Raw genomic sequence first — 25,712 nt, 5'->3', positions numbered from 1 at the left:
ATGTCAGCGGAATCGGAGTTGGTTCGTGATTTATGAGCAGAATCGGCGCTAAAAGTCAAACCAGCCGGTTCGGCGTTGTCCGATTGCTAATGGCTACCTCGCCTATGTAACCAATTGCCAACTCGACAAGATGTCAGCGGCTGAAGCGCTCGCAGGCTGATTGGAGGTGGAATGCGGGTTCTGCGTGGCCTGTATAGATTTCCTGAAGCAACCAGTTCCGTTCGCTTTCCATGTCATCGGCAGCAATGGTCTTTGACCAGTAGCGCATGGCGGCATCCCATCGATAGCCGCGCGCCTTAAGCGCATCTTTGCCGTCGAACGGTGCATCCACGGCATTGACTTTGTAGCTTATGCGATCAGAGGCGGCGATGAGCTTTGCCAGTATCGTCTCGCCATCTGCGGCGGCGTGTCCAAGCAGATAGATGAGTGCCAGGATGTCGTTCTGGGCCCGGTGGCCTTCGAAGAACCAACCGCACTGGACGACGAGGTAGCCAAGCGCCCGGCCGTCGAAGCCTAGCTCAAGCCAATCGATTTCGGCCATCGAACATGCCCAGGGCCTGCCAGCGACGGCGGGCAGACGCCGATCGACGAATGGTCGGTCGAAGGCAGCGTTGTGGGCGACGATGATGTCGGCCGAGGACAGAAGCCCGATCGCCGCCTCGACGTCGATCGTCTGACCGCCAAGAATGTCATCGGTCAGCCCCGTCAATCGGGTGATCTGGGGGTCGAGCGGCACCCCGGGGTCTTCGCGCCATACGCGCGGTGTGCCGATCTGCACGATCCGCCCGAGCGCATCGAAGCGGAACCTCTGGATGGCCAGCTCGATGATCTTGTCGGCACTGTGATCAAGTCCGGTCGTTTCGACATCGATGGCGACGCCGACCCGCAGTGGAGGCTGCGGCTCGCCGAAGTACAATCGCTCCGCCGGCACCAGGCGGCGCAGCACCCTGAAGTCGGGATGGGCGCTAAGGAGGTCTGCCGCCTCGTGGCAAGCGGTTTGGGAGGCCGTCATGCAGCCCCCGATGAAAGGCCTGCGCGCTACAGGCAAGGCGCCCCGGGCGAGAAGCCGGGGACAGTCCTTCTCCAGAAGGCGCGTAGAACTGCTGTCGAACATCGGCAGGGCTGCGATTGCGTCCGAGGGGCAGAGGCACCGCGCACGCCGGATTCTGGGGGAGGCATTGCCGTAAGTTTGAGGCTAGCCGTGATAGGCAGTTGCATCGATCTGCTCGGCGACGTCATCGCCCGGAGCGCCGTACCCGTCATCGCCCGCCTCCTGCGCATGAGCGCGCACTTCCTCGATGCGCCGGGCAATCTCGCGCTCAAAGACCTTGAGCATAAGGCCAGAGCCCGCAGGCATGGCGGCGACCTCTTCACTGGCCCCCGGCAGTTCGCGCTGCAAACGGGCAGTCATGGCCTCCACGCGCCGGACTGTGGCCCTAGGAGAAAGGCCTGAGGCTTCGGCCATGCGCTGCCAGTGCTTTGCGTAGATGTGCCGCCCCCGACGCTGCCCGCCGATGGCCTGGGCATGGTTCTGGGTGATGTTCGCCCAGCCAAGTCCCGACATGAGATCGTAGAGCGGAGCAAAGCGGGGAGCGTGATGCGTGAGCAGGACCGAATAGTTCTTTGCGTGGGAATCTACATTGCCGATGGCGATATTGAAAATCACGGCGTCGAGCAGCTGCGTGATTTCCCGTGCAGTCATATGCGCGCGCACGGTCGCGAAAAAATCCGCGATCGAAGGGCCGCGCGTGCCCGTGCCGTTGTACTCGTACTTGGCGACGGGAGGGCGGCCCAGGGCCTGGCAAAAGTCCTCCTGATGAATTCGTCGCACCCCATCCGGCTCACCTTCACGGTCGTAGCGTGTCACCAGGAGATAGAATCGCTGACCAGCAACGCCTGTCGTTACGGGCGCTGTGAGGAGCCCAGCGCGCCGCGCCAGAACCATGCATAGCGCCTCGTTCTGGACGCTGCCCACAAGGCGCGGGTTGTCGGGTTTCAGGATATGCGTGGAGGGCGCGCCATGGACTGGCACCGCGATCGCGTCGCCGAGCTTTGCCACCGGAAGCTTGTCCTGCGCGCCGGCAAGGCTCATCGAGACGCCTTCCTCGTCGACGAGGAAGGGGCGGGCAGGCAGTTCGTTTATGATCCGCTCCAGAGCATCGCTACCCGTGATCTCACGATAGCCGGGCGTCCCGCCCGATGCATCGAGGCCAATGCTGAGCGCGCCGGCAAGATCGGTTCCGGTACGCGAGATCAGCCCGAGAACATCGTCCGCAGTCGCACCCACGACGCGGGTCATTGCGCGCAGCGGATCGCCTTCTGGAAGCAGGTTCATGAGCCAGGGAAGAACGACACCGCCTGTATAGGTGCTGCCATCGACTGGCATCCTGAGCGAAATCGGAAAACGGTCCGGGGCTGCCTGCCAGGCGGCGCTGTAGGAAAGCCGGACCTCGTCATTCGCCGCCACGAGCGTGGCAAGATGACGACCCTCGAAAGTGATGGGAAGTTCCATGTGCCGGCTCAGTCAGGCGAGCCCAAAGCCGTCAGTCGAAGTCCGACAGCCTGCGCAGCAGCAAGAGCCTTGCCCAATTGGGCAGTGGCCTTGCCCGCCTCAAGATCCACGATGAAACGCTCGCCGGTATTGATCGCAAGCGCGAGCTCGCGCTGGGTAAGGCCAAGGCCCTTGCGAGCGGCGGCAATCGCTGTGCCAAATTGTTGAGCCGTGTGTATCATGTCTTCCCGTTCGGTAAGATGGCAGCTTCATCGCCTGAACGCAAGGCCATATCTTCCCGTTCGGTAAGAATACTAGCGTTGGCTGAGGCGGAACGACGGCATCTTACCGAACGGGAAGATGAATCTCAGTCAGACGTGGGATGAGCCTGAAATGGTGCGGCGTAAGCGCGCTGCAATTCACAGTGCTGCATGTGTCGCGAGGATGGCCATGCAGTAGCGCGATATAGGGATATTTCATGCTGATGCCCGTCATTGATGCATCAGCATGAAAGCCTGGCTAGCGCGGAGTTTGAAAAGCAGGGTTACCAAACCCTTCAATCCTAAGCGAATGCTGGGCGATGCGCGGCGGGTGCAAAAAACTGCTCAAGGATCATGTTAGCTGAGCCGACCTCAGCGCCGGTAAACGCATGCATCGTGGAAAGCACGCTGGAACTGCTCGGACTTGTCCGGCAAAGGGGCGGCTACATATGCGTGCATGGTCTCGTGAACGAGACTTCAAAGACGAGTTGACGACCCAAGTATGAGCAGAAGCGAACGCGGCAAAGAAATGGAAGAGCCAATCATCGAGGCGAGCCGAGGTTCAGTCGCCAAGTTCATCGCCTATGCCAAGCGTCGCGGCACGATCACCGTCGACGAGTTGAACCTCGCGCTGCCGCAGGACCAGATGACCGCCGACCAGATTGAGGACGTCATGGCGGCGATGTCGGAGATGGGCATCAGGGTCGTCGAGAACGAGGACGATCCGTATGCCGATGACGCGCCCGCCAGCGCCGCCTCGTCGGACGACAGCGACGAGGATCGGCTGCCTGCCGACGAAGGGGCCGATGATGGCGCCGACGATGGCAGAGAGGGCGTTGACGGCGGCGCTGTCTTCGAGAGCCGTGAGCCGCGACCGAAGAAGGCCGAGAACCTCGGCAGCACGGACGATCCGGTGCGCATGTACTTGCGCGAGATGGGCGCTGCCGAAATGCTCACCCGCGAGGGCGAGGCCGCTATCGCCAAGCGGATCGAAGCCGGCCGCGACATGATGATCCAGGGCTTGTGCGAAAGCCCGCTGACGTTCCATGCGATCATCCAGTGGTCCGAGGCGCTCAACGCCGGCCACATGCAGCTGCGCGAAATTCTCGATCTCGACGCGATGCTGGCGAAGGAGCCGCAGGTCGAGACGTTAGGCGAAGACGGCGAGGCCGGGGACGGCAGCGAGATCAGCGAGAAGACCGCAGGTCCCTCGTTCAGCGATGACGAGGAGTCCGAGGAGCAGGACGCTGCGCAGGTGGACGAGGATGGTAACCCGATCGCCGGCCCGCGCCGCGAAGAGGCGGATGCGGAGGAGGGCGGCATCAGCCTGGCGCAGATGGAAGCGACGCTGATGCCCGAGGCGCTGGGGAAGTTCGCGCTCATCGCCGGGCTGTTCCACAGCTTCGAGCGCCTTCAGGCCGACCGTACGGAAGCGGCGGGGCTGGGTATCGTCTTCCCCGAAGCGCGCGAGGAACAGTACCTGCAACTGCGTGCCGAACTGACCGCCGAGGTGGAATCGGTCAAGTTCCATGCGGCCAAGATCGAGCAGTTGATCGACAACCTCTACGTGTCCAACCGTCGTCTGACGACGCTGGGCGGCCAGATGCTGAGACTAGTCGAGCGCCACAAGGTGAAGCGCGCCGATTTCCTCGAAGCCTATGTTGGCCGTGAGCTGGACGAGACCTGGGTCGCCGAGATGGCGGGCCGGGACAAGAAGTGGGCCGCGTTCGCCGCCGCCGAAGCCGGCCCTGCCGAGCGGATCCGCAACGAGGTTTCGGAAATCGCCGCGTCTATCGGCATGGCGCTCCCGGAGTTCCGCCGCATTGTCAACATGGTCCAGAAGGGCGAGCGCGAGGCGCGCATCGCCAAGAAGGAGATGGTCGAGGCGAACCTGCGTCTGGTGATCTCGATCGCCAAGAAATACATCAATCGTGGGCTGCAGTTCCTCGACCTGATCCAGGAAGGCAACATCGGCCTGATGAAGGCGGTGGACAAGTTCGAGTACCGCCGCGGCTACAAGTTCTCGACCTACGCGACCTGGTGGATACGCCAGGCGATCACGCGCTCGATCGCCGATCAGGCCCGCACCATCCGCATTCCGGTCCACATGATCGAGACGATCAACAAGCTGGTTCGCGCCAACCGCCGTTTCCTGCATGAGCATGGCCGCGAGCCTACGCCCGAGGAAATGGCTGAGCAGCTCTCGATGCCGCTCGAGAAGGTCAAGCGGGTGCTAAAGATCGCAAAGGAGCCGGTGTCGCTCGAAAGCCCGGTGGGCGACGAGGAAGACAGCTCCCTGGGTGACTTCATCCGGGACGAGAACGCGGTGATCCCGGTGGACGCGGCGATCGAGGCTAACCTCAAGGAGATGATCACGCGCAGCCTCGCTACGCTCACGCCTCGTGAGGAGCGCGTTCTGCGCATGCGCTTCGGCATCGGCATGAATACAGACCACACGCTTGAGGAAGTCGGCCAGCAGTTCTCGGTAACCCGTGAACGCATCCGGCAGATTGAGGCAAAGGCACTGCGCAAGCTAAAGCACCCTAGCCGCTCGCGCATCATGCGCGCTTTCCTCGACTGATAGCGCCGTCGGCGTTTGGTGAGTATGGGAAGAGATGACGTCAAGATTCAGAACGCCGACCGAGAAAGTCGTACGCGATGTGCTGGAGAAGCACGCCTGTCCGGTTCGTTACCATGAAGTGCGCACCCGGTTTCTCGGAGCAATCGCCTCACCACTGATGGAGACTTCGCCGCTTCCGGTGGTGAAAGGGCTGTGGGGCGGCGAATTCCCGCCGTTCGATTCCATGGATGATCTCAATCATCTGATCGATGTGCTGATCAATCAGCTTTGGAACAGCCTGACCAGGCACAATAGCCGTACAGCGTCCTTCAGGCTTTATCGCCTTGAACTCGATCCGTCGGCGGAGAATCTTGCGAGGTACGCCCGAGTGCGCCGACAGGAGCTGGAAGGCTTTGTTGAAGGTCTGTTCGGTGGTCATGAAGCCCTAGAGTTGCCGGAGCGAGCCCATATGTCCCTGGGGCACCTTGGTGAACTTCGCGCGATGATGGGCGGCATTGAGGACCTGGTTGCGCGTGACATCCAGGCGGAAAGCCGAACCCAGCTCGAAACGACGTTCAGACACGTGCGAGAACTCACCAAAATCATGGAAACCGAAATCCATGAGGCTGTGTTGTCTTGCGCCCGGGCTCGACATCAGATGCTCGAGGGATTTACGATCACAAAACCCGTCATGCACTGACCGTGCAACCAGCCCGGATCGAGTTGAGACTTTGGCTTCCAAGAAAACTCTGAACGCGAAGAACCTTGAGGACTTGGGGGCGACTCGCCTCGCCCAATTGCTGATCGAAATCAGCACGGGAAATGCCCTCGCCAAGCGTCGCCTGCGGCTGGAGCTTGCTGGCGCACAAAGCCCGGGGGAGGTGGCGCGTGAAGTGGACAAAAGGCTCAGCACGATCCGGCGATCGCGATCCTTCGTCGACTGGCAGAACCGTAAAGCCCTGATCGCGGATCTTCAGACGCAAAGGAAGGCCATTGTCGAGCAGGTCGCTCAATCGGACCCTGCCGAGGGCATGGCGTTGATGTGGCGTTTTCTCGGCCTGGCCAATTCCATCTTCGGGCGCTGTGATGACAGCAGCGGGATGGTCATTGCCATTTTCCATGAGGCTGTCGCGGATCTGGCGGAGATTGCCGTGCGGGCAAATCCCAGGCCGGAGGTGCTGGGTGACGCGGTCTATGATGCATTGACCGCCAATGAGTATGGCCAGTACGACGACCTGATCGGCACCCTTGCTCCCGTTCTGGGAGAGCGCGGGCTTACCTATCTGCGCGGCCGCATGACTGCGCTGGCGAAGACGCCTGTCAAAAGGCCGGCAGGCAAGGATCGGGTCACCGTGGGTTGGGCATCAAGCGGTGCCATCTACCAGGATGAGATTGACGAGCGTGGCCGAGATAGCACGGTGAAGCTCGCCCTCATGGAGATCGCTGACGCATTAGGCGATGTCGATGCGTTCATCGCGCAGTATGACGAACCCACCCGCAAGGTGCCCCGGATCGCGGCTGAAATCGCCAATCGCCTCGTCGCCGCAGATCGTGCTGACGATGCCCTTCAAATCCTTGATGCGGCAACGCAGAACAATCCCAGTCACTCCAGCTTCAATTGGCCGGACTTCAAATGGGTTGATGCAAGGATCGCCGTTCTGGACGCATTGGGCAGGGGGCGTGAGGCACAGGACATGCGCTGGTCCTGCTTCGAAAGTTCGCTGTCGTCCGGGCACTTGCGTGAATACCTCAAGCAGCTGGCCGATTTCGAGGACATCGATGCCGAGACGCGTGCCTTCGACCACGCGCAAGCCTGCAACAGCGTTCTTGGTGCACTGTCGTTCTTCGTGGAATGGCCGAAGCTTGACCGTGCCGCCGGCCTTGTAATCGGTCGTTTCGAGAAGATCGACGGCGACCATTACGAAATCCTAACGCCTACCGCTGACGCGCTTTCGGCGAAATATCCGTTGGCAGCAAGCCTTGTGCTGCGCGCCATGATCGATTTCACCCTGATCCATGCCCGGTCAAAGCGTTACAAGCACGCCGCTCGTCATCTCATCGAGTGCGCCAGTCTCTCGCGACAAATCTCCGATTTTGGCGCGCATGAATCTCACACCGATTATGAAGCGAGATTACGCAAGATGCACGGGCGCAAAGGTGGGTTCTGGGGCCTTGTCGATTGACATAGCCCCGCCCCCCACGACCCAATGCTCCGCTCGGTCGGCCGAATGGATTTTGCCGTGATGCCCGGACGTGGCGATGGCGCGCGCAACGGTGGTGGCCCTGATCCCCGAGATCCAACCTGGACGCCGCGCGGCCGCACGCTGGCGTCACCGCCATTCGGCACCCGCGCCGAGGAGGAAGCGATCCTGCGCATCCGCGGCCATGACTCCCACCGATCGGCAAGCTCAGGGCGCGGGAACGATCGAGCGGGCACTCAACGTCCTTCGTGAAGCGGCTGCCGAAAGGAGCAAAGCCCAGACCTGGGGCGTAGCGCTCGCGCTCTGGGTTCCGCGAGGCGTTGGCCGGGCCGCATGTCGACGCGGTGCGGGAGGCGCTCTCGAAGCTCAAGATCCGCTTCGTCCATGATGACCCCGATCAGTCATACCGAAGGGATGGCCCGGTCGCGGTCGCCCGTTTCGAGGACAACGACGCTAACGCGGATGGCAACGAGGAGGTGCGGGATCTCCGCATTCTCCGGCAGCGACGCGTGGCAGACCTGATGGCCGAGTTCCTTGCTGCTTTGGAAGTGGAAGGGTGACGGCCCCGCAACTCACCTCGTGGGAAGGGCGCTGAGCCAGTGCCGACTGCGGCCAAGGGCCGACCCCTAACCACGCTTGTCGAGCCAGCTCTTGGTTGGACATATCTTTCGCGCGAGGCACTCGCTCGGGCCAAGGCGCAGCTGGATGAAGAATCCATGGGCGTGCGCGATGAGATCAGGCTTCCTGACGATCCATCAGGGCTATGCCGATCTTTTCTTCCCCGGAACCTTGGTTCTGCACACACGTGTCCGATATCTCCCTCGACCAACGATCCGCGCGTCATCGCCAGCACCGCGGCGCGCATTGCCGAAGCAATATTCGAGCAGGGCGCGGTCTACACCAAGTGCGGCGTCATGCTGGAAGGGCTGGAGCCGGAATCCGGTGCGCAGCAGGATCTCTTTGCCGCGCTCGCCTGCCTTGCTGGCGGCGCTGGACGGCATCAACGATAGGTTCGGTCGCAACACCCTGCGCCTCGCTTCTGAAGGTATGGGCGCCAAGTCCTATGACACCAAGCGGACCTTCAAGAGCCCGTCGTGGACGACACGCATCGACCAGGTGCCGATCGCGCGCTAAAGGCGGCGCGAAGCAAGCTACCGTTCCAGTGCCACGACAAGGAACCAGCCATGTGTAATCGCGCCCGCTTGAAGAATGAGCCGGAAACACTGTTCGGCTCCGCCCCGAAGCTGTTCAGCCCTCGGCCGCGCGACAACCGCTTCAATCCGCAGGAGCTGAGACCCAAAGGCCGCTGCTATGTGATCCGCGAGCAGGCAGGCCAGCGCGCGTGGGACGTGATGACGTGGGATGTGCTTGGCGGCAAGGCACCCTGGCCAATGACCAATGTGCGCAAGCTGGGCCTGCCGCAATGGCGCCGACTCGCCGAGAATCCCAGCAATCGTTGCATCGTGCCGCTCACCGAGTTTTGCGAGTTTACGCCGGACAAGTACGACCTCAAGGACGGCAAGCCCCTGCTTAAGGGCGAAATGTGGTTTTCAGTGGCAGATCAGCCGGTGTTTGCCGTGGCGGGTTTCTGGCAGGCCAACGAAGAGGGTAGCGGCTTCGCCATGGTGACCTGTGATGCCAACGAGCTGGTCGAACCGATCCACCCCAAGGCAATGGTGATGATCCTCGACCCTGACGACGTCGATATCTGGCTCCGGGGTTCGTTCGACGAAATCCGGCTGCTTCAGCGCCCCTTTGAAGCTGAGAAAATGACAATGCACGGCCCGGTTTTCCCGACCCGAAAACCCGCGACTTCGCTGCCAAGTTAGGCAGGGGTACTATTCTTCGTCCGGCAGGGGCATCCCGAGGTCAGGTCGTAGCACGCGAAAGAGCCCGCATTACCGGTTCGGTCACGACATAGACCGCCTGTCGCTTCGCACCGCGATTGTGGTGATCAACCCGGAAGCCCTGGTAATGCCGCTTGACCAATCCGGCTCGGACCAATTCGCTCACGGCCCGACTTACGTTCGTACGACCTGAAATGCGGATACGCTCCAGGACCTTCTCATCAACCAAACGCTGCGCGTCGTCAGGATCCGCAGGTAGGGCACCCGCATCCTCGAGCATCTGGCGGACCCGACCTTCGATCGAAAGACGTCGCGGGTCGCGCTGAGCGACGGGTACTAAAGCATCGCAAAGCCAGTCGCGAACCGGCACACGCATATCACCGACGAGGACATAGGGCCCGGCAGAGCCGGTGCGCTGGCTGGCTTCGACAAGCAGGTTGAGCACCATGAACGCGTAGCGCGGACGTTTGCAGTTCGTGGAAAGGCGCTCGAGGATCGAGACCGTAGTGGTCGGCGGCGGCGCAGCGAGACGCATCGGTTCGGAAGGTCTGCTGTCGCGGAAAAGATCGGCCTGGAACATTTCATGAATCAAGCACGACCGACACCAGATGTGAATCCCTTTTCCGCGCAATAAAGCAAATAGGACAGCCGTGTCACTTTGCCGGGGGTAAAGTGACACTCGAGGTTCTTAATTCGATAGTTCAGTTGCCAGGAAGGACGCCTTCGGCTTTGACTCGAGGCCGGCACGACTAAGGAGCAACCCGCTGCATTCGCAAGGACGTGCAAGCGCGGCGGCGTCAGGCGGACGCAAAAGCAAGTTCCGCTTCGCGTCGTGAGCCTTGAACTTCTGGCGGTCTCCCCCGGCTCGCCCCCTGCGGTATGTTGCGTAAGTTTCCGGTCAGGGCGCAGGTGAAGCATATACATGGATGTTACGGTGGGACTCCCCCGGCACGTCGCCTGATGTTGCGATGGAAAAGCTCTTCAGACATACAGGAAATCGGCCGCTGCGGAGAGTGCCGTGTACCTGCCCCCTTTTCGAGTTCCGGTATCTGAGAGCGCGCTGCTGTCGTTGGATCCAATGGACGTGATCGACAGTCATTCCAGTACCGTCCGAAGGCTGATCGGCGACCATTTTTACACTATTGATGAAATTCCCCGGGCGTCCGCAATGGCGTACCTGGTAGAGACCATCGCCAAAAAGGTAAACTCTGCTTGTATGCGCTATAGACTGTCCGATAAGTGTCCTTCACGGACAGCACAAACCAGGCTATGAGGCGAGGGGTTTTTGTCGGTTTCAGGATACGACCGGACTCCCCGCCACCGCTAAATTTTCGCTACCAGCCCCGCAAGAATACGGCCGGATTCAGGGAAGAATACCGCCGGCCGCCAATGTGCTGCGCGGCAGAGTTCCGGCATTTTCAGGGGCACTTCCTGGCGGTATCCGCAGGCTACGGCCGGCCGGGGCAGGGGCCTCTCTCAAGTTCCGTACACTCGGCTAAAATGAACGGGGCGGTAGACGCCTGTCCTACTGAGGGGTGATGGTCAAAGGCAGCTTACGCGTCTACCTTACGGGGGCAACCGAACGGTTGACCTCGTTAGATGGATTGTGACAGATGCCCCTTATTGGCTACGCCCGCGTATCGACGGACGAACAGGACACGTCTGCGCAGCTCGGTGAGCTTCAGCGCGTGGGCTGCGCAACCATATTTGAGGACCGGGCCAGCGGTGGCAGCCGGAGCCGACCTAAACTAGCCAGCGCGCTCGCAGCGGTAGGGCAGGGGGACACCCTTGTGGTTGTGCGGATTGATCGCCTCGCACGATCGTTGTCGCATTTGCTCGAAATGGTTGAAGGGCTTCGTGCGAAGGGGGCGTATTTTCGCTCGATCAACGATCCGATCGACACCAGCAGCCCGCAAGGCATGCTGATGACACAGATGCTGGGCGCCTTTGCAGAGTTCGAACGCGCGCTTATTAGGGAGCGTACGCGCGCTGGCCTCAAAGCGGCAGTTGCCCGCGGCGCTAAGCCGGGAAATCCGAAAATGCGCGCCCGGGATCCGTCAGCAATCGATGCCTTGCGTCACACCCTGAGAGAAAAGCATCTCCACGATCTGATCGATGGGCGGCGGGGTTGGCTGCCGCTCGTTGAGCGCCTGCGCCCGCAGTTGCCCTGGGCGGTGGTGTTGCGGCACATTCGGTCGATCAAGCCCCCGGTGCGTTCGTTTTCTGAACGCACGCTGGTGAAGGCGTGCCGAACGCTTGTTGATGCAGGCTATGCAAATCCTGTGATCCTTGAGACGGCGCCGCGCCTTTCGAATGATAGTCGCGTTGCCCTACTCGTTGCGGACAAGCTCAGGAGCGAGCCAGACGCGACGCTGCGCGGCATTGCGGCTTGGTTAAGTAAGGATTTGCGAGAGCCAACGCCGCGAGGGGGGATGCAATGGTCACCTGAGGGCGTGAGACGAGTCATTGCGCAGGCGCAAGGCCTAGGCATTCTTCCTGATAGATCGGCGGCCCGGGGAATTCGCGAATGAGCGTAGGAGAGCGAGCACGAGATCAGAATTCCGTTAGCGGCCCGGTGCCTGCCTCGAGCGGATCAAACAGCCCGATCCTGACGTAATTTGGGACTTCACGGTCGTTCCCGAGCGCGACCGTGAATGACGCGTTTCGCCGAAACCTGACATTGGCGGATACGCACCCCAAGGTCATCCCGCGTTCGGTTATTGGTCGGCTCGCGCCGTCAAACCGCGAGACTGCATCCACTAGATTAGTTCGTCGCACTAGTGGGCGCTAGTGGTCCCCTTCGGGTTCAGATAGACCCCGTGCGAAAGCGCTCATAGATGTGAAGCTCGGCCGACGCTACTGCCTCCCGCCAAGCTTTATAGAATTGCACAGGAGTTCGCCATTTACTCGTCGTCCGCCGCCACGACAATGAACGTAGGCGGCGCATCGGCGGGAACCGGCGTGCAAAGCCCGCCATAGATCAGGCTGGCAAAGTCCGGTGATCGTGCCCTACGGCGTGGTGTAGATTTCCGTCACCACCGTCCATTTCGGCATCGGGATGAACCGGTGATGCGCTAGGTACAGCCGAGAGCATGGCGATGGGATTGTCGCTGACGGGAGCCATAGTTTCAAGCGTCATATAGGGGGCGTGCTGGACAGCCCATTCGTCACTCTGCTCCATGAGGATGGCGCCGATCAGGCCCGTGAACACTCGCTTCGGCGCCCCCCCCAAAAAAAAGGCGCCTTCCACGTCGGCCCGGATACCCCTTCGGATGCCTTCAATCCCCGGCGCAACCGCCCGCACTCGCCAGCGGGCATTTGGCATGTCCGCCTGCTTCCTATCGGTCAGGCAATCGGGTCGGTCACGGCCGCGTTTCTGGCCGGATCGAAGTCATAAGGCGATCGGCCTCGTCGAGTTCCTCGAATCCCAGATCGCCGGTGGACGCTGCCAGCTTCAGCCGGGCCAGGATATAGTCGTAGACGGCCTGCGCGCGGTCGCGGTCGGTGGCGAAGCTCTGGCTCTGTGCGTTGAGCACGTCGTTCTGGGTGCGGATGCCGACGTCGCGCCCGGTCGCAGCGGCGCTCTGCTGCAGGTCGGCGGACCTGAGCGCGGTGTTGAGCGCGGCGACCCTGCGCGCGCCGGTCGAGGCAGCCTGCCACGCCTGCTGCGCCTGAAGGCGGGCATCGCGGCGCGCGGCGTCGAGATCGCGCAAGGCCTTGGTCGCGTTCGCCTGCGCCTCGCGTTCCTTCGACTGGATGCCACCGCCTGCATAGAGCGGGACGGTCAGGCGCACGCCTGCGGAAGCGGTCTGGATGCGGTCGGGCACGATGCCGTTGCCGCCGTCGCCGCCCATCCGGAATTGTCCCTGGTAGCCTGCGACACCCTCGATCACCGGCCGGCCCGACAGGCCGTAGCGGTCGATTTCCGCCCCGGCGGCGCGCGCGCTGTGCTCGGCGGCCCTGACGGCGGGCGCGCGGGTCTCGGCGCGTTCCTGGATGTCCTGCAGCGAACCGGTCGGCACCGGCGCGACGAAGTCGGCGGCGGGACGTTCGAGCCCCTCGGCGCCGAGGCCGGTCAGTTCGGAGAAGGCGGCGCGGGCATAGGCCAGTTCCGCTTCGGCGCCGATCCGCTGCGCTTCCGCCGCGTCGCGCTGGGCTTCCGCCTCGCGCACGTCGGTGATCCGCGCGCGTCCGGCGTCGAAGCGGGCCTGCGCGCCCTTGCGCTGCTGTTCCGCCGCCTCGACCTGCCGGGTGTAGGAGGTCAGCTTGTCCTCGCCCGAAAGCACCGAGAAGTAGGCGTCCGCCACGCGCAGGATGAGCGCCTGCTGCTCGCCTTCGAACTGGACGTCGGCGATCGCGGCCTTCTCGCGCAGCTGGGTTGACTGGGCACCCTTGGCGGCGTCGTAGATCGGCTGGACGGCCTGCACCGCCACCGAGGCGCGTCCCGAGCTGCGCTGGCCGGTGAACACCGGCGTGAGGTCTTCGGGCAGCTGGGCGTTGGTTTCGGTCATGTTGTACTGGTAGCCGGCCTGGACCTGCACGCTCGGTCGCTTGAGGGCGCGGGCCTGCACGGCGGCTTCCTGCCCTGCATCGCGCTCGGCCTCGGCGCTCTGGTGGTCGGGGTCGTGCAGGGCTGCGGCGCGCCAGGCGTCGACAAGGTCCGTCGCATGGGCGGGCGTCGAGGAAAGCATGGCGGCAGTGGCGAGGAACAGGACGCGGCTCATGCCTTCGCGCCCTCGGGGGAGGTGTCGTGCATCGGGGTCTCCGGCGTGGTGTCTCGCTTGCCCGCGCGGTCGAACACGAGTTCGTAGAGCGCCGGGAGGAACACGAGGGTAAGGATCGTGGCGACCATCAGCCCGCCCATGATCGCCCAGGCCATAGGCCCCCAGAACGTGGAGCGGGTCAGCGGGATCATCGCGAGGATGGCGGCGAGCGCGGTGAGCATGATCGGGCGCAGGCGATGGACCGCCGCCTCGCGCACGGCCTCGCGCATGGAGAGGCCGTGGCCCGACAGCGCGTCGATCTGCGCGATCAGGATCACCGAATTGCGCAGCACCATGCCGAACAGCGCCAGCGAGCCCAGCATCGCCACGAAGCCGAACGGTATGCGGAACAGCGCCATGATCAGCGCCACGCCGATCAGCGCGAGCGGTCCGGTCGCCAGCACCACGAGCATCCGCTTGACGTTCTGGAGTTGCAGCATCAGCAGGACCACGATCACCATCATCGCGGCCGGCACTGCGGCCATGGTGGCGCGCTGGTTGATGCTGCTCTGCTCCTGCGAGCCGCCGTTCACCAGCGACGCGCCAGCGGGAAGGTCCCGGCGCAGCGCCTCGACCTGGGGTTCGAGGCGCTTGGTGAGGTCGGTGGCCTGCTCGCCCTCGACGTCGGCGGCGATGGTGATCGTCGCCTGCCGGTTGCGCCGGTAAAGCAGCGCGGGCTCGCTGCTCGCGGTGACCCGGCCCAGCTGCGACAGGGCGACCGGGCCGCTCTGCGTGGCGATCGGCAGGTTGGCGATGCGGCCGAGGTCGGTGCGCTCGGCCGTGTCGAGGCGCATGACGACATCGAGGGCCAGATCGCGGTCGCGGTAGGTGGTGACGCCGGCCCCGGCGATCGCGGCCTGCAGGGTCTTCTGCACCGCCTCGGTGGAGAGGCCGAGGGCACGCACCTTGTCCTGGTCGAGATCGACGCGGACCGCCTTGAGCGGTTCGCCGAGGTCGCTGTTCACGTCGCGCGAATGGCTGTCCGCGCGGACGATCGCTTCCAGCTTCTGCGCAAAGGGCGCCAGTGCATCGAGGTCCGGCCCGGCGAGGCGGTATTGCACGGGCTGGCCCACCGAAGGCCCGTTCTCCAGCCTGCTGACGCGCCCGCGCGCCTCGGGGAACTGCGCGGCGAACAGGTCCTGCACGTGCGCGATCACCTCCTCGCGGGCTTCCTCGTCCTTCGTCTGGAGGACCAGTTCGGCGAGCGTGATGTCGGGCGTCTGGACGTTCAGCGGCAGGTAGAAGCGCGGCGATCCGCCGCCGATGTAACTCGTGACCGAAGTGACGCGCTCATCCTTGGCCAGCAGCTTTTCCATGCGCGCGGCGACGGCCTGCGTCTGGGCGAAGCTGGCGTTCTGGGAAAGCTGCAGGTCGACCACCAGCTCGGGCCGGTCGGACGCCGGGAAGAACTGGCGGGGCACACCGAACTGGAACAGGAACACGGAGCCCACGAACAGTGCGGCGGCCGCGGCGACGACGGTCTTGCGGCGATCGAGGCAGCGGTCGAGCGCGCGGCGGAACCAGCTGTAGAAGCGGCCTTCGTACTGCTCCTCGGGCTCGCCCGCGTCGTCTCGCGCATCGGCACGCTGGGGCAGCAGGTGATAGGCGAGGAACGGCGTGAAGATCACCGCGACGAACCACGACAGCACCAGCGACAGCGCGATGACCTGGAACAGCGAGATCACGTATTCGCTCGCCGTCGCCTTCGACATCGCGATCGGCAGGAAGCCCGCGACGGTAATCAGCGTGCCGACCAGCATCGGGATCGCGGTGGTGGTGTAGGCGCTGATCGCGGCGCGGGTGCGGGTCCAGCCCGCCTCCAGATGGGTGCTGACCGCCTCGACCACGATGATCGCATCGTCCACCAGCAGACCCAGTGCGATGATGAGCGCGCCCAGCGAAATGCGTTGCAGGTCGATGCCCATCCAGCTCATCCCGGCGAAGGTCATCGCCAGCACCAGCGGGATGCACAGCGCGACGACGATGCCGGGCCGCCAGCCGAGCGACAGGAAGTTGACGACAAGCACGATGACCACCGCCTCGAGCAGCGAGCGGGTGAATTCGCCGACGGATTCGTCCACGACCTTCGTCTGGTCCGACACCGTGTGGATTTCGACGCCGACCGGCAGTTCGTCCTGGTACGAGGCCACGGTCTGCTTCAGGTTCTTGCCCAGCCGCGCGACATTGCCGTCGTCGCGCAGGCTGATGCCCACGCCCACCGCATCCTCGCCGCCGAACCGCATCCTGAAGGTGGCGGGGTCCTTGGTCGTGCGCTCGACTTTGGCGATCGCATCGAGGCGCACGCTCTTGCCGTTGGCGAAGATCGGCGTCGCCGCGATCGCCTCCAGCGAGCCGTAGGCGCCCGCCACCTGCAGGCGCACGCGCTCGGCGCCCGCCTCGACCGTGCCCGAGGCCGAGACGGCGTTGGTGCCGTCGAGCGCGTCGGCGATGGCCTGCGACGAGATGCCCAGCATCGCCAGTCGCGCGCTGTCGTAGGTGACGTAGACCGCCTCGTCCTGCTCGCCGATCATGTCGGTCTTGGCGACGTCGGGCAGGGCCTGGATGCGGTCGCGCAGCGTTTCGGCGTAGCGCTTGAGCGTGGGATAGGAGAAGCCGGGGCCGGTGATCGCGTAGATGTTGCCGTAAGTCGTCCCGAACTCGTCGTTGAACGCGGGGCCGACGACATCGTCGGGCAGGTCCGCGCGGTGGTCCGTCACGGTCTTGCGCACGGTGTACCAGATATCCGGCACCGCGCTGCCCTTGACGGTGGAGATCAGCGTGACGTTGAGCGTCGCCTGTCCGGGACGGGCCTTGCTCTTGACGTAGTCGATGTCGGGGATGTTCTCGGTCAGCACCGTCTCGATCGGCTTGATGACTTGTTCGGCCATCTGGTCGGCGGTCGCGCCCGGCCAGCCGACGGTGATCATCATGGTCTTGACGGTGAACTCCGGGTCTTCCTTGCGCCCGAGCGAAAGGTACGAGAGCAGCCCCGCCACCGAGGCGACGGCGAGCAGGAAACCGACGAGTTGCTGGTGGCCGAGCGCCCAGCGCGAGAGGTTGAAGCCGGTCACGAGGCAGGCACCTCGGCTATGCGGACCTTCTCGCCGGCACGCAGCAGGTGGATGCCGGCGGTGACGATCGTCTCGCCCGGGCGCAGGCCGGAGAGGACCGTCAGCTTGTCGCCGCTCGCCTGTCCCACCTTCACTGTGCGGGGTTGGACCGTCATCGTGCGCCGGTCGACGACCCAGGCCTGCGCCTTGTCGTAGCCTTGGGCGTCGTGGCCTTGGGCGATCGCGGTGAGGGGCACGAGGATGCCGCTTGCCACACGCTCGTCCTCGATGCGCAGTTCGGCGGTTTCGCCCATCCGCAGCGTCTCGCCGGGGGCGATGATGGAGAAGCGCGCGGCGAAAGTGCGGGTCGCGGGATCGGCGGCGCCCGCGATGCTGCGCAGCTTCACCGCGTACTTGCGCGAGGGATCGCTCCACAGGGTGACGCTGAGCCGCTTCGCGCGCTGGACCGGGCCGAGCCCGCCCTCGGAAAGCGAGACGGCGACTTCGGGACGCGAGGGATCGGCGAACGTCAGCACCGCCTGTCCGGCACCCACGACCTGTCCCACCTCGCCCTCCACTTGCGTGATCACGCCGCCACGCGGCGCGGTCAGGACGGTGCGGCCGACTTGCGCGGCGGCGGTGCCGCGCTGGGCACCGGCGGCGCGTAGCTGCGCCTGTGCCTGATCGGTGGCGGCCTTCTGCTGGTCGAACTCGGCCTGCGAGATGAAGCCCTGGGCGAGCAGGTCGCGCGAGCGGGCGAGATCGGCGCGTTGCGTCGCCGCCGCCGACTGGGCCGCGCCGGTCTGCGCGGCCGCGCTGTCGAGCGCGCGGGCATAGTCGCTGCCATCGAGGCGGAACAGCACCTGTCCGGCGCGCACGCTGTCACCGGCGCTGACCGCGCGCTCGACGATCCGTCCGGCCACCTGGAAGCCCAGCTGGCTCTCGAAGGCGGAACGGATCTCACCGGCATACGTGATCGCGCTTTGGCCGGAGTTTGCGGTGAGCTGCTGGACGGAGACCGCCCGCCGTTCGTCCTTGGCCGGGGGAGCCTCGTGACATGCGGAGAGCAGAAGCGCCGCCAGCGGCACAACCAGGGCAAGACGCGCCATTGTGATCCCTTGCTTGAAACCCTGTAAAGACAGGGAAATTGCCATGTGAGGCGGGGCAAATGGCGAGGGCGGGCAACAAGGCGATGAGTGCCTTGTAACAGCTTGTAACGCCCCGGAGCCGCTACCTCCCGGCGTGCTCGAACGGCGGCGGCACCTCGCCGGGGGCGAGCAGGCGGAATGCGAAAGGATAGTCGCGGCCGTTCCAGCGCACCGTGACGCGCACGTCTTGCCCTGCTGCGGAGCGCGGCAGGGCGGCGGTCACGATCCGGCCGCCGAAGCTGGCCTCGGGGTCGACCGTGGTGGTCTGCAGGATCTGTCCGTCGATCTGCTGCATCGTGTAGTCGAGCCGCTGCTGGATCGAGCCCATGGCCATTGCGCCGCCGGAGATCGCCATCGCCGCGCCCGCCTGCCCGGCGCTGTTGTCCTCCCACACGATGGTGCGCGAGACCACGCCGCGCGGGGTCGCGACATGGCCGTGATAGGCGTAGCGCTCGCCGCTCGACGAGGCAGAGACCGCAGCCAGCGTGCCTGCGACGAGCACGGTGCCGATCCGGGCGCGGCGAGCCTTGCTTTCGGCAGCCTCGGCCAGCGCATCGCGGCTCTGCACGGCGATCGGCTGGTATCCGAGCGAGACGCTGACGTTCTCGACGCCGATATTGGCGGGAGCGTTGCCCCGGTTGTAGACCGCGATGTCGAAGACGAGGGCGCCGTTCTCGATGGGGCGCGGGGTTATCTGGACCGCGCCGTCGGGGGTCTGCAGGTCTACGGTCGGCACGCCGCGCGTGAAGCGGGCGGTCTCGTGGCCTACGCTTACCGGATAGAGGCTCGGCGGCGAGGCCGCGAGGGCGGGGTTTGCGGCCAGCGTCAGGATGGCCGCGGAAACGACATGCTTCATGAGGTGACACCATTGTGAAGAGGGGGGTGTGCGGCGCGACATGCCCTGGGGGAAGGCTGCCGCGCCGCACCGGCGCGCCCGAGGCGGGGGCGGGGGGTGGAAGGCGCGCCGAAACCGAACAGGTCTACCAGACTCGCGGAACGGTTCGCACGATCACGCCGGTGGTGCGCGATGCCAGCACGATGCTGCCGTTAGCGTAGATCCAGGCGTGTCCTGCGGGCGCCACGGCCAGTCCGTAATAGGCCGGGTTGACGACGTAATAGCGCCGCAGTTCCACCGGCAGGACGGCTCCCACGACCCAGACGCGGCCATAATAGGCGCTGGCGACGGGGTAATAGCCATAGCCGGGCGCGAAATAGTATCCGCGCCGGACACCGACATAGCCGACGAAATCGGGATGCCCGTGCCACCAGCCGGGATTGCCCGGATACCAGCGCACCGGTGGAGCGGGCCGCACCACGGTCACCGGCGGGCGGACGTATACCGGCGGCGGATGGCCATGCCCGGGCGGCGGCGGATGACCGTGCCCCGGCGGCGGGGTGTGGCCGTGCGGCGGCGGGCGATGGTCATCGGCGGTGGCGGGCGAGAGGGCCAGCATCGACACTGTCAGGACGGCGAGGCTGCCTGCCCGCAACGCCGCGTGCTTCATGGCAATGGACCAGGACGATCTTGGCATCGGGACTTCTCCGGTTGGCTACCTGGAGAAGATTGCCGTCGCTGCGCAACAAGGTGATCTGCGGATGGTAACACCGTGTAACGCCCGCCGTCTCCGGGCGCCGGTCAGGCGGCGGGCAAGTCCACCGAGGCGCTGAAGCCGCCCCCGTCGCGATTGCCGAGCGTCAGCGTCCCGCCATTCTGCTGGGCGAGCGCATCGACGATCGCAAGCCCGAGCCCGGCCCCGCCGGTGTGGCGCGCGCGCGAATGGTCGAGCCGGTGGAACGGGCGGGTCAGGTCCTTGAGGTCCGCTTCGGGCACGCCCGGTCCATCGTCGTCCACGCGGATCTCGATGCGGCCCTGGCGTTCGCGGACGGACAGGCGGGCCTGCCCGCCATACCGCACCGCATTGTCGACGAGGTTCGCGAGGATGCGCTGCATCGCCAGCGGGTCGATGCGCACGGCAAGACCGGTCGGCGGCGGCGACGTGGCGGTGACGTCCTCGCCCTGGAGCGCGCGTGCTTCCAGAACCGAGCCGATCATGGCGGCGATGTCGGTCGTCTCGTGGACCGGGCGCGGCGGGGTCGCGGAAACGCGTGCGAACGTCAGGGTATCGTCGAGCAGGGCGCTCATCTCGCCGAGGTCGGCCATCGCCAGCGCGCGCTGGCGCGGGTCGCCGATGTAGTCGGCGCGAAGCTCCAACCGGGTGAGATAGGTGCGATAATCATGCGCGACCGCCGCGAGGAAGCCGGTCCGTTCTTCCACCAAGTCGCGCAGGCGGCGGCGCATGTCGTTAAAGGCGATCGAGAGTTGCTGGATTTCGTGCGCGCCGGTCACCGGAAGGTCCGGGGCGGACAGGCTGGCCTCGTCGTTCTGGAGCGCGCGGGCCAGGCGGGAGAGCGGGCGCGTGGTCAGCCCCGCGATCAGGACGACGACAAGCACGCTCGCCGCCGAGACGCCGATCAGGATGGCGTTAAGGCTCATCACGAAGCCGGCGATCGCTGGCGGCGTGGTGCGCTCGATGATAAGGACGGTGCCGTCGTTCAAGCGCACACGCAAGCGGATCGGGCTCGCGGAGTACTGGCGGCCCCGGCCCAGGTCGGTCAGCCGCGCATCGGGCGGAAAGTCGACGTGGAACGGGCGCCCCTGCAGGGCCGCGCGATAGGCGGCATTGGCTTCCCGCAGATCGGGGTGGGTGTTGTCCCCGCGCGGCAGGCCGTCACCCAGCATGACCAGCGTGGTGTTCACGCTCAGCCCGCGCAGCACCGCTTCGCGCGCGGCAGGCGGGGTCGCTTCGACGGCGAGAGCGATGGCCCGGGCGTCTTCGGCCGGCACCAGACGGAACAGCTCGGCGTCCGGCTGGTTCTGCTTGCTGGAAATGATCGTGATCGTCAGGCCGACTACGATCAGGTGGACGAGGACGATCAGGCCCACCCGTACCCGCAGGCCGTCGACCGGACGCAGCCAGCGCATCGTCAGATCTTCAGCACGCTGGGCGCGAACAGATAGCCGTCGCCACGCACGGTGCGGATCATCACGGGTTCGCGCGGATCGTCACCCAACTTGCGGCGCAACCGGCTGAGCTGCACGTCGATCGCCCGGTCGTAGGGTGTCGCCATGCGACCGCGCGTCATGTCGAGCAGCAGGTCGCGGCTCAGCACGCGGCGGGGATGCATCACGAGCGCATGGAGCAGGTCGAACTCGCCTGTGCTGAGCGTGACGGGGCGACCGTCCGGGTCGATCAGGTCGCGCGAATCCACGGCGAGAGTCCAGCCGGCGAAGCGATAGAGCTCCGCCCCGGGGCTCTCGACCGCCTGCCCGGGCGCCTTGGTCCGGCGCAGGATCGCGCGCAAGCGCGCCAGCAGTTCGCGCGAGTTGAAAGGCTTGGGCAGGTAATCGTCGGCACCGCATTCGAGGCCGATGATGCGGTCGATGTCGTCGCCCTTGGCAGTGACCATCAGGATCGGCAACTGCGGAACCTTGACGCGCAGCGTCTGGCAGATCGAAAGCCCGCTTTCGCCCGGCAGCATCAGGTCGAGGATCAGGCAGTCGAGCGAGGGCACGTCCGCCTGGCGGAAGAAGGCGGCGGCATCGCCATAGCCTTCCACCACGAAGCCGTTGGCCCTGAGGACTTCGGCGACCAGGTCGCGAATGGCGACGTCGTCCTCGATGATGGCGATCGTTCCTTCGGATTCCATGGGGTCCTGACCTTGTGGAGTTCAGCCGAGCCGGCGTCGTAAGTCCTTCATGCTAGAGCATGATCCGGTCGGTTCAACCGGATCATGCTCTGCATCTCGGTGGCGGGTGGCACGTGGGCTTATTTGCCGTACTTGGCCATGGCGGCGCGCAGTTCCTCGGGCGTGACCTTGCCGTCCTTGTTGGCGTCGATCATCGTGAAGCCCCGCTCGCGTCGTCCGGCGGCCTTCCATTCCGCGAGGTCGAGGGCGCCGTCGGAGTTGGTGTCGACCTTCATGAAGGCGTCGCGAGCCTTGTCGGCTGCAGCGGGGTCCTGCGCATGGGCGGCGGCGAACGGCAGGCTCGCTCCCAGTATCAGCAATGTCAGTTTCAGTTTCATCGTGTCACTCCAGATGAGCCCGTAATCGAGCTGAGTATCCAATAGCCGCGCGGTTCACTGCGCATTGGGCACGAATGTTCGTCCTTGTAACAGTTTGTGCAGCCGGGCGTTGAAGGCGTGTTTCGCGATCTTTGCGAAAAATTTCGCACCAGACCGACGGAAGTTCGCTCAAGCTGTATTCAAGGAAGGCGGCCCATTGATCTGCCACCCGCTGAGTGAGGTGGTCCCGGTTTTCTGGGCAGGGTGTTATGCTACTCCCGACCTGAAGGATTGGTACGTGAATGACCACGACGAGGAAGCGCTACAGCGCGGATTTCAAGGCGAAGGTGGCGGTCGAGGCGATCCGTGGCGACCTGACGCTGGCGGAACTGGCACCAAGCATGTCGGGATGATCGACGTGCTGGTGCTGCCCGCGCTCGGTATCACTCCTTGACCCCATCCTCGAGAAGGCCACGCGAGATCGCTACCATTAAACGTTGATCCCCAGCATCGTCAATGTAGCCGGTAGCAAACCCGAGATCGCAGGATTGCAGCGTTCGCCGAGCTATCAAGGAACGAGCTGGAATCTGAACATGAGGTCACGCAAATGACCGGCAGCTTTCGGCATCATCGGCCTTTCTGGGCCCGCGAACGACTAACGTTGGTCGGTAGGCGACCTGCGTTGTAAAGATGTAGCCGGCTTGACCGGTGTCTTCTTCAGGCGTCTGCACGACGTGATAGGGGCGATTGGCGAAGTAGCGCTCACCTTCGAATGAGTCGGATCAATCCAGCAGCGACGAACTCTGCAGTCAGGCGGTTACTGGAACACCTTGCACCTTGGCGATGCCGTCGACGTCCGACGCCGGAAAGGACTCGATACGCCCGCCCACCTTCTCGCTCACATTTCGCCGCTCGGATGGGCACACACCCTGCTCACCGGCGAGTACCTTTGGCCCAAGGACGCCAGTGCTTAGGGTGTCAGTCCGCCCTCAGCCGGAACCGACCCCATGTCGGGGGCGGGGCGATGACTGCATAGAAGTCAGTCGATCGTCTTGTCGGCGACGACGCGCGCGCGTTGATCCGGGAACAGATCAGCCAGCACAGCGCCGGGTTGCACGCGGCGCTGGCGAAATCCGATCAGCAATCGGCCTTCTCGAGATGGTACGAGACGATCCGCGCAATCGAGGAATTCATCAACCTGCCGCGCCTCGGCCTGATGTCGGCTGACACCATGCGGCGGATCGCCGTCTGGCGCTTGGTAAGCGCGATCAGTGAAGGGTATTGTTTCGCAGGGGCGGGGTCGATCGCCGCTGCGAGCGTGCCAAGGAAATCGCCGATGCCCTCTGGGGTGAGACCGATGAAAACGGGGCGCTCCTGCGTATTACCTTCACCATCGGCACTACGCCCTGCACGCGCCAGGGTGTGACCGGGATCTACCGGCGGATCGCACTTACGGCCGCGCGTCCCGGGCTAGGGATTGCCGCGTTATAGAGGGTGAATTTGGCCGCCGTCCTTGTAAATATCGGCGGGCCGGTGCGCTGTGCATAGCGCCTCCACACAAAATTCATAATCGGTACTGCCAATAGGGATGCTGCGTAGAGGGGCCGCGGCAGCTTTATCGCAAACGGCTTCAACGTGTCCCGGATGGCGTCCCGTCTGTCGATTTTTTCCAAGGAATTACATGACGTTTTCGCGCCCTTCAGACAGGCCACTCAAGACACCGATTTCAGAGGGGGAATGCTTGAAGAACGGAAACCTGCCCGCTATGCGGACTGGAAAGCAGGCTCTCCTGTTGGTAGTGGGAGCCAGTTTGGTGGTGGCCCAGACGGCCTGCTCCCGGGGCGCCGCGAAAGTCGATAGGACATACGCGCAGCCGCCGCTTCTCAGTTCCGATGCATCGGCTGCGCTGGGACAACAGATCACCGCTCTGGGACAAGGCTTTGACGGTGACATCGGCATTGCGGTCGAGGACGTGCAGACGGGCGCAGTCGCCGAATTTGACGGTCGCACCTTCTTTCCGCAGCAGAGCGTGAGCAAGTTTTGGGTAGCGCTTGCTGCACTCGACGCAGCTGACCGTGGCAGAATAAAGCTGGACACGCCCGTTGTGCTGACACCATCAGACCTGACCCTCTTTCATCAGCCTATAGCGAATGAGATCCGCACCGCCGGGCGATACCGCACCACTCTTGGTGCCCTTATGAGCCGTGCACTGCAGCAGAGCGACAACACCTGTAATGACTTCATATTGCGGGCAATCGGCGGGCCCGGGTCGGTGCGAGCGTTCATTGATGCCAACAACATAGCCGGTGTTCGGTTCGGCCCGGGCGAGCGACTGATGCAGAGCCGCATCGCCGGCCTGACCTGGCACCAGGAATACTCTCTCGGCGACGCATTCTTTCGCGCCCGAGCTCAGGTTCCGCTCGCGCGGCGCCGTGCGGCGTTCGACGCCTATGTCGCCGATCCCGTCGACGGCGCGCAGCCGGTTGCCGTCGTGAACGCTCTGGCTCGCTTACAACGAGGGGAACTCATTTCAGCGTCGTCGACAGCGCGGCTACTGGGCACCATGTCCCATACAAGGACCGGACCGCAGCGACTGAAGGGAGGTCTCGCACCTGGTTGGTCGCTCGCGCACAAAACAGGTACAGGACAGGAAATCGGCGCGACGCAAACGGGCTATAATGATATCGGCATACTCACCTCTCCAGGGGGCCGGTCATACGCGGTCGCCGTCATGATCCGTCGAACTGCGGCGCCGATCTGGTCGAGGATGGTCGTCATGCAAAACGTTGTCCGGGCCGTGATCGCCTACGATGCGGCGCTACCAATGCGCCCGTCACGCGGCGTAACCGCTGCATTGAAACGTTGAGGATGAGCGCGCAGTACGCGGATTTTATGAAACGACATCAATAACCTGTTAGAATGGCCCAAGGCATGCTGGCAGCGCATGCACCGGCAAAGCCTATCCGGGAAGCAGCCGTTCAACGGCTGCAATCAGGTCGGCGTGCCGGTAGGGCTTGTCCAGAACTTCAGCGAACAGGTCTCCATGCTGCCTAGCGATGTCGCCTTGCGCTCCGCTGACCAGAATGATGGGGATGTCCGAAATCTCCTGGTCGGCCTTGATCGCCTGCGCGAGCTCAAGGCCGGTCATGATAGGCATCATGAAATCCGTAATCAGTAAAGCCGGACGGCGCGTGCGGATTCGTTCCAAAGCCTCGTGGCCGTGGGACGCCAAAGTCGTCTCGTGCCCTTCATCCTCAAGGATGTCGGCGAGCATGGCCGCCAACAGAAATTCATCATCCGCAACGACTATCAGTGCCATGATTGTGTG

The 25,712-nt window shown here is 64.2% G+C and carries 23 protein-coding genes and 1 pseudogene; 10 read left to right on the top strand and 14 right to left on the bottom strand.

The window, feature by feature from the left end; genetic code table 11:
* Nucleotides 1-133: 133 nt before the first annotated feature.
* The 3 genes from GR702_RS17110 to GR702_RS17100 all read right to left on the bottom strand — a co-directional run bounded on the left by GR702_RS17110 (nucleotide 134) and on the right by GR702_RS17100 (nucleotide 2,733).
* Nucleotides 134-1,012, bottom strand: coding sequence for a 3'-5' exonuclease (locus GR702_RS17110; protein WP_160986988.1), 879 nt, complete (start codon nucleotides 1,010-1,012; stop codon nucleotides 134-136).
* 183 nt (nucleotides 1,013-1,195) lie between these two features.
* Nucleotides 1,196-2,512, bottom strand: a complete 1,317-nt coding sequence (locus GR702_RS17105) for a type II toxin-antitoxin system HipA family toxin (protein ID WP_160986987.1) — start codon at nucleotides 2,510-2,512, stop codon at nucleotides 1,196-1,198.
* An 8-nt stretch (nucleotides 2,513-2,520) separates the two neighbouring features.
* Complete coding sequence (locus GR702_RS17100) at nucleotides 2,521-2,733, bottom strand: helix-turn-helix domain-containing protein (protein WP_160986986.1); 213 nt, start codon at nucleotides 2,731-2,733, stop codon at nucleotides 2,521-2,523.
* A gap of 547 nt (nucleotides 2,734-3,280) precedes the next feature.
* Between GR702_RS17100 and rpoD the strand changes: the two genes are divergently transcribed.
* The 7 genes from rpoD to GR702_RS17070 all read left to right on the top strand — a co-directional run bounded on the left by rpoD (nucleotide 3,281) and on the right by GR702_RS17070 (nucleotide 9,341).
* The gene (gene rpoD / locus GR702_RS17095) at nucleotides 3,281-5,332 is read left to right on the top strand and encodes an RNA polymerase sigma factor RpoD (protein ID WP_419880309.1); all 2,052 of its coding nucleotides are present in this window, start codon (nucleotides 3,281-3,283) and stop codon (nucleotides 5,330-5,332) included.
* A 34-nt stretch (nucleotides 5,333-5,366) separates the two neighbouring features.
* Nucleotides 5,367-6,011: a hypothetical protein gene (locus tag GR702_RS17090; protein ID WP_160986984.1), complete on the top strand. Its 645-nt coding sequence runs from the start codon at nucleotides 5,367-5,369 to the stop codon at nucleotides 6,009-6,011.
* 31 nt (nucleotides 6,012-6,042) lie between these two features.
* Nucleotides 6,043-7,494: a DUF6880 family protein gene (locus GR702_RS17085; protein ID WP_160986983.1), complete on the top strand. Its 1,452-nt coding sequence runs from the start codon at nucleotides 6,043-6,045 to the stop codon at nucleotides 7,492-7,494.
* A gap of 338 nt (nucleotides 7,495-7,832) precedes the next feature.
* Nucleotides 7,833-8,072: a hypothetical protein gene (locus GR702_RS17080; protein WP_160986982.1), complete on the top strand. Its 240-nt coding sequence runs from the start codon at nucleotides 7,833-7,835 to the stop codon at nucleotides 8,070-8,072.
* Between the two features lie 156 nt (nucleotides 8,073-8,228).
* A complete protein-coding gene (locus GR702_RS22395; protein WP_237449778.1) occupies nucleotides 8,229-8,522 on the top strand; it encodes a DinB/UmuC family translesion DNA polymerase in 294 nt (97 codons plus the stop codon).
* The gene (locus tag GR702_RS22390) at nucleotides 8,455-8,646 is read left to right on the top strand and encodes a DUF4113 domain-containing protein (RefSeq protein ID WP_337192637.1); all 192 of its coding nucleotides are present in this window, start codon (nucleotides 8,455-8,457) and stop codon (nucleotides 8,644-8,646) included. Before GR702_RS22395 ends, GR702_RS22390 begins: the two co-directional genes overlap by 68 nt.
* A 50-nt stretch (nucleotides 8,647-8,696) precedes the next feature.
* Nucleotides 8,697-9,341, top strand: a complete 645-nt coding sequence (locus GR702_RS17070; protein WP_160986981.1) for an SOS response-associated peptidase family protein — start codon at nucleotides 8,697-8,699, stop codon at nucleotides 9,339-9,341.
* 40 nt (nucleotides 9,342-9,381) lie between these two features.
* On the opposite strand, the gene GR702_RS17065 is transcribed toward GR702_RS17070, so the two are convergent.
* Nucleotides 9,382-10,038 (bottom strand): hypothetical protein, encoded by a 657-nt coding sequence (locus tag GR702_RS17065; RefSeq protein WP_419880308.1) that lies wholly within the window; start codon nucleotides 10,036-10,038, stop codon nucleotides 9,382-9,384.
* 934 nt (nucleotides 10,039-10,972) lie between these two features.
* Between GR702_RS17065 and GR702_RS17060 the strand changes: the two genes are divergently transcribed.
* On the top strand, nucleotides 10,973-11,890 hold the full coding sequence (locus GR702_RS17060; RefSeq protein WP_133085124.1) for a recombinase family protein: 918 nt from the start codon (nucleotides 10,973-10,975) through the stop codon (nucleotides 11,888-11,890).
* A 449-nt stretch (nucleotides 11,891-12,339) separates the two neighbouring features.
* Here GR702_RS17060 and GR702_RS22125 read toward each other — a convergent pair whose 3' ends face one another.
* The 9 genes from GR702_RS22125 to GR702_RS17020 form a co-directional block, all read right to left on the bottom strand.
* The gene (locus GR702_RS22125; RefSeq protein WP_133085125.1) at nucleotides 12,340-12,684 is read right to left on the bottom strand and encodes a hypothetical protein; all 345 of its coding nucleotides are present in this window, start codon (nucleotides 12,682-12,684) and stop codon (nucleotides 12,340-12,342) included.
* Between the two features lie 37 nt (nucleotides 12,685-12,721).
* On the bottom strand, nucleotides 12,722-14,083 hold the full coding sequence (locus GR702_RS17055) for a TolC family outer membrane protein (RefSeq protein ID WP_133085126.1): 1,362 nt from the start codon (nucleotides 14,081-14,083) through the stop codon (nucleotides 12,722-12,724).
* Nucleotides 14,080-17,193 carry an efflux RND transporter permease subunit gene (locus tag GR702_RS17050; protein ID WP_133085127.1) on the bottom strand — a complete coding sequence of 1,038 codons (3,114 nt, stop codon included), beginning with the start codon at nucleotides 17,191-17,193 and terminating at the stop codon, nucleotides 14,080-14,082. Before GR702_RS17050 ends, GR702_RS17055 begins: the two co-directional genes overlap by 4 nt.
* Nucleotides 17,190-18,281, bottom strand: coding sequence for an efflux RND transporter periplasmic adaptor subunit (locus tag GR702_RS17045; protein ID WP_159832413.1), 1,092 nt, complete (start codon nucleotides 18,279-18,281; stop codon nucleotides 17,190-17,192). Before GR702_RS17045 ends, GR702_RS17050 begins: the two co-directional genes overlap by 4 nt.
* Before the next feature lie 121 nt (nucleotides 18,282-18,402).
* Nucleotides 18,403-19,176, bottom strand: coding sequence for a hypothetical protein (locus GR702_RS17040; RefSeq protein ID WP_133085129.1), 774 nt, complete (start codon nucleotides 19,174-19,176; stop codon nucleotides 18,403-18,405).
* A gap of 124 nt (nucleotides 19,177-19,300) precedes the next feature.
* The gene (locus tag GR702_RS17035) at nucleotides 19,301-19,852 is read right to left on the bottom strand and encodes an RcnB family protein (RefSeq protein ID WP_133085130.1); all 552 of its coding nucleotides are present in this window, start codon (nucleotides 19,850-19,852) and stop codon (nucleotides 19,301-19,303) included.
* 104 nt (nucleotides 19,853-19,956) lie between these two features.
* Nucleotides 19,957-21,303, bottom strand: a complete 1,347-nt coding sequence (locus GR702_RS17030; protein WP_133085131.1) for a HAMP domain-containing sensor histidine kinase — start codon at nucleotides 21,301-21,303, stop codon at nucleotides 19,957-19,959.
* Between the two features lie 2 nt (nucleotides 21,304-21,305).
* Nucleotides 21,306-22,028 carry a response regulator gene (locus GR702_RS17025; RefSeq protein WP_133085132.1) on the bottom strand — a complete coding sequence of 241 codons (723 nt, stop codon included), beginning with the start codon at nucleotides 22,026-22,028 and terminating at the stop codon, nucleotides 21,306-21,308.
* A 119-nt stretch (nucleotides 22,029-22,147) separates the two neighbouring features.
* Nucleotides 22,148-22,405, bottom strand: coding sequence for an EF-hand domain-containing protein (locus tag GR702_RS17020; RefSeq protein ID WP_133085133.1), 258 nt, complete (start codon nucleotides 22,403-22,405; stop codon nucleotides 22,148-22,150).
* A gap of 797 nt (nucleotides 22,406-23,202) precedes the next feature.
* On the opposite strand from GR702_RS17020, the pseudogene GR702_RS17015 reads away from it, so the two are divergent.
* Nucleotides 23,203-23,358: pseudogene (locus tag GR702_RS17015) on the top strand (Tn3 family transposase); the annotation flags it as partial.
* Between the two features lie 707 nt (nucleotides 23,359-24,065).
* Nucleotides 24,066-25,250: a serine hydrolase gene (locus GR702_RS17010; RefSeq protein ID WP_160986979.1), complete on the top strand. Its 1,185-nt coding sequence runs from the start codon at nucleotides 24,066-24,068 to the stop codon at nucleotides 25,248-25,250.
* 93 nt (nucleotides 25,251-25,343) lie between these two features.
* Here the strand turns inward: GR702_RS17010 and GR702_RS17005 are convergent, their stop codons facing one another.
* Nucleotides 25,344-25,703: a response regulator gene (locus tag GR702_RS17005; protein ID WP_133085136.1), complete on the bottom strand. Its 360-nt coding sequence runs from the start codon at nucleotides 25,701-25,703 to the stop codon at nucleotides 25,344-25,346.
* Nucleotides 25,704-25,712 lie beyond the last annotated feature (9 nt).

Source organism: Novosphingobium silvae (assembly GCF_009856825.1).
GTDB classification, from domain to species: domain Bacteria; phylum Pseudomonadota; class Alphaproteobacteria; order Sphingomonadales; family Sphingomonadaceae; genus Novosphingobium; species Novosphingobium silvae.
Note: the sequence above shows the minus strand (reverse complement) of the source record. Positions and strands in the feature narration are given on the sequence as shown.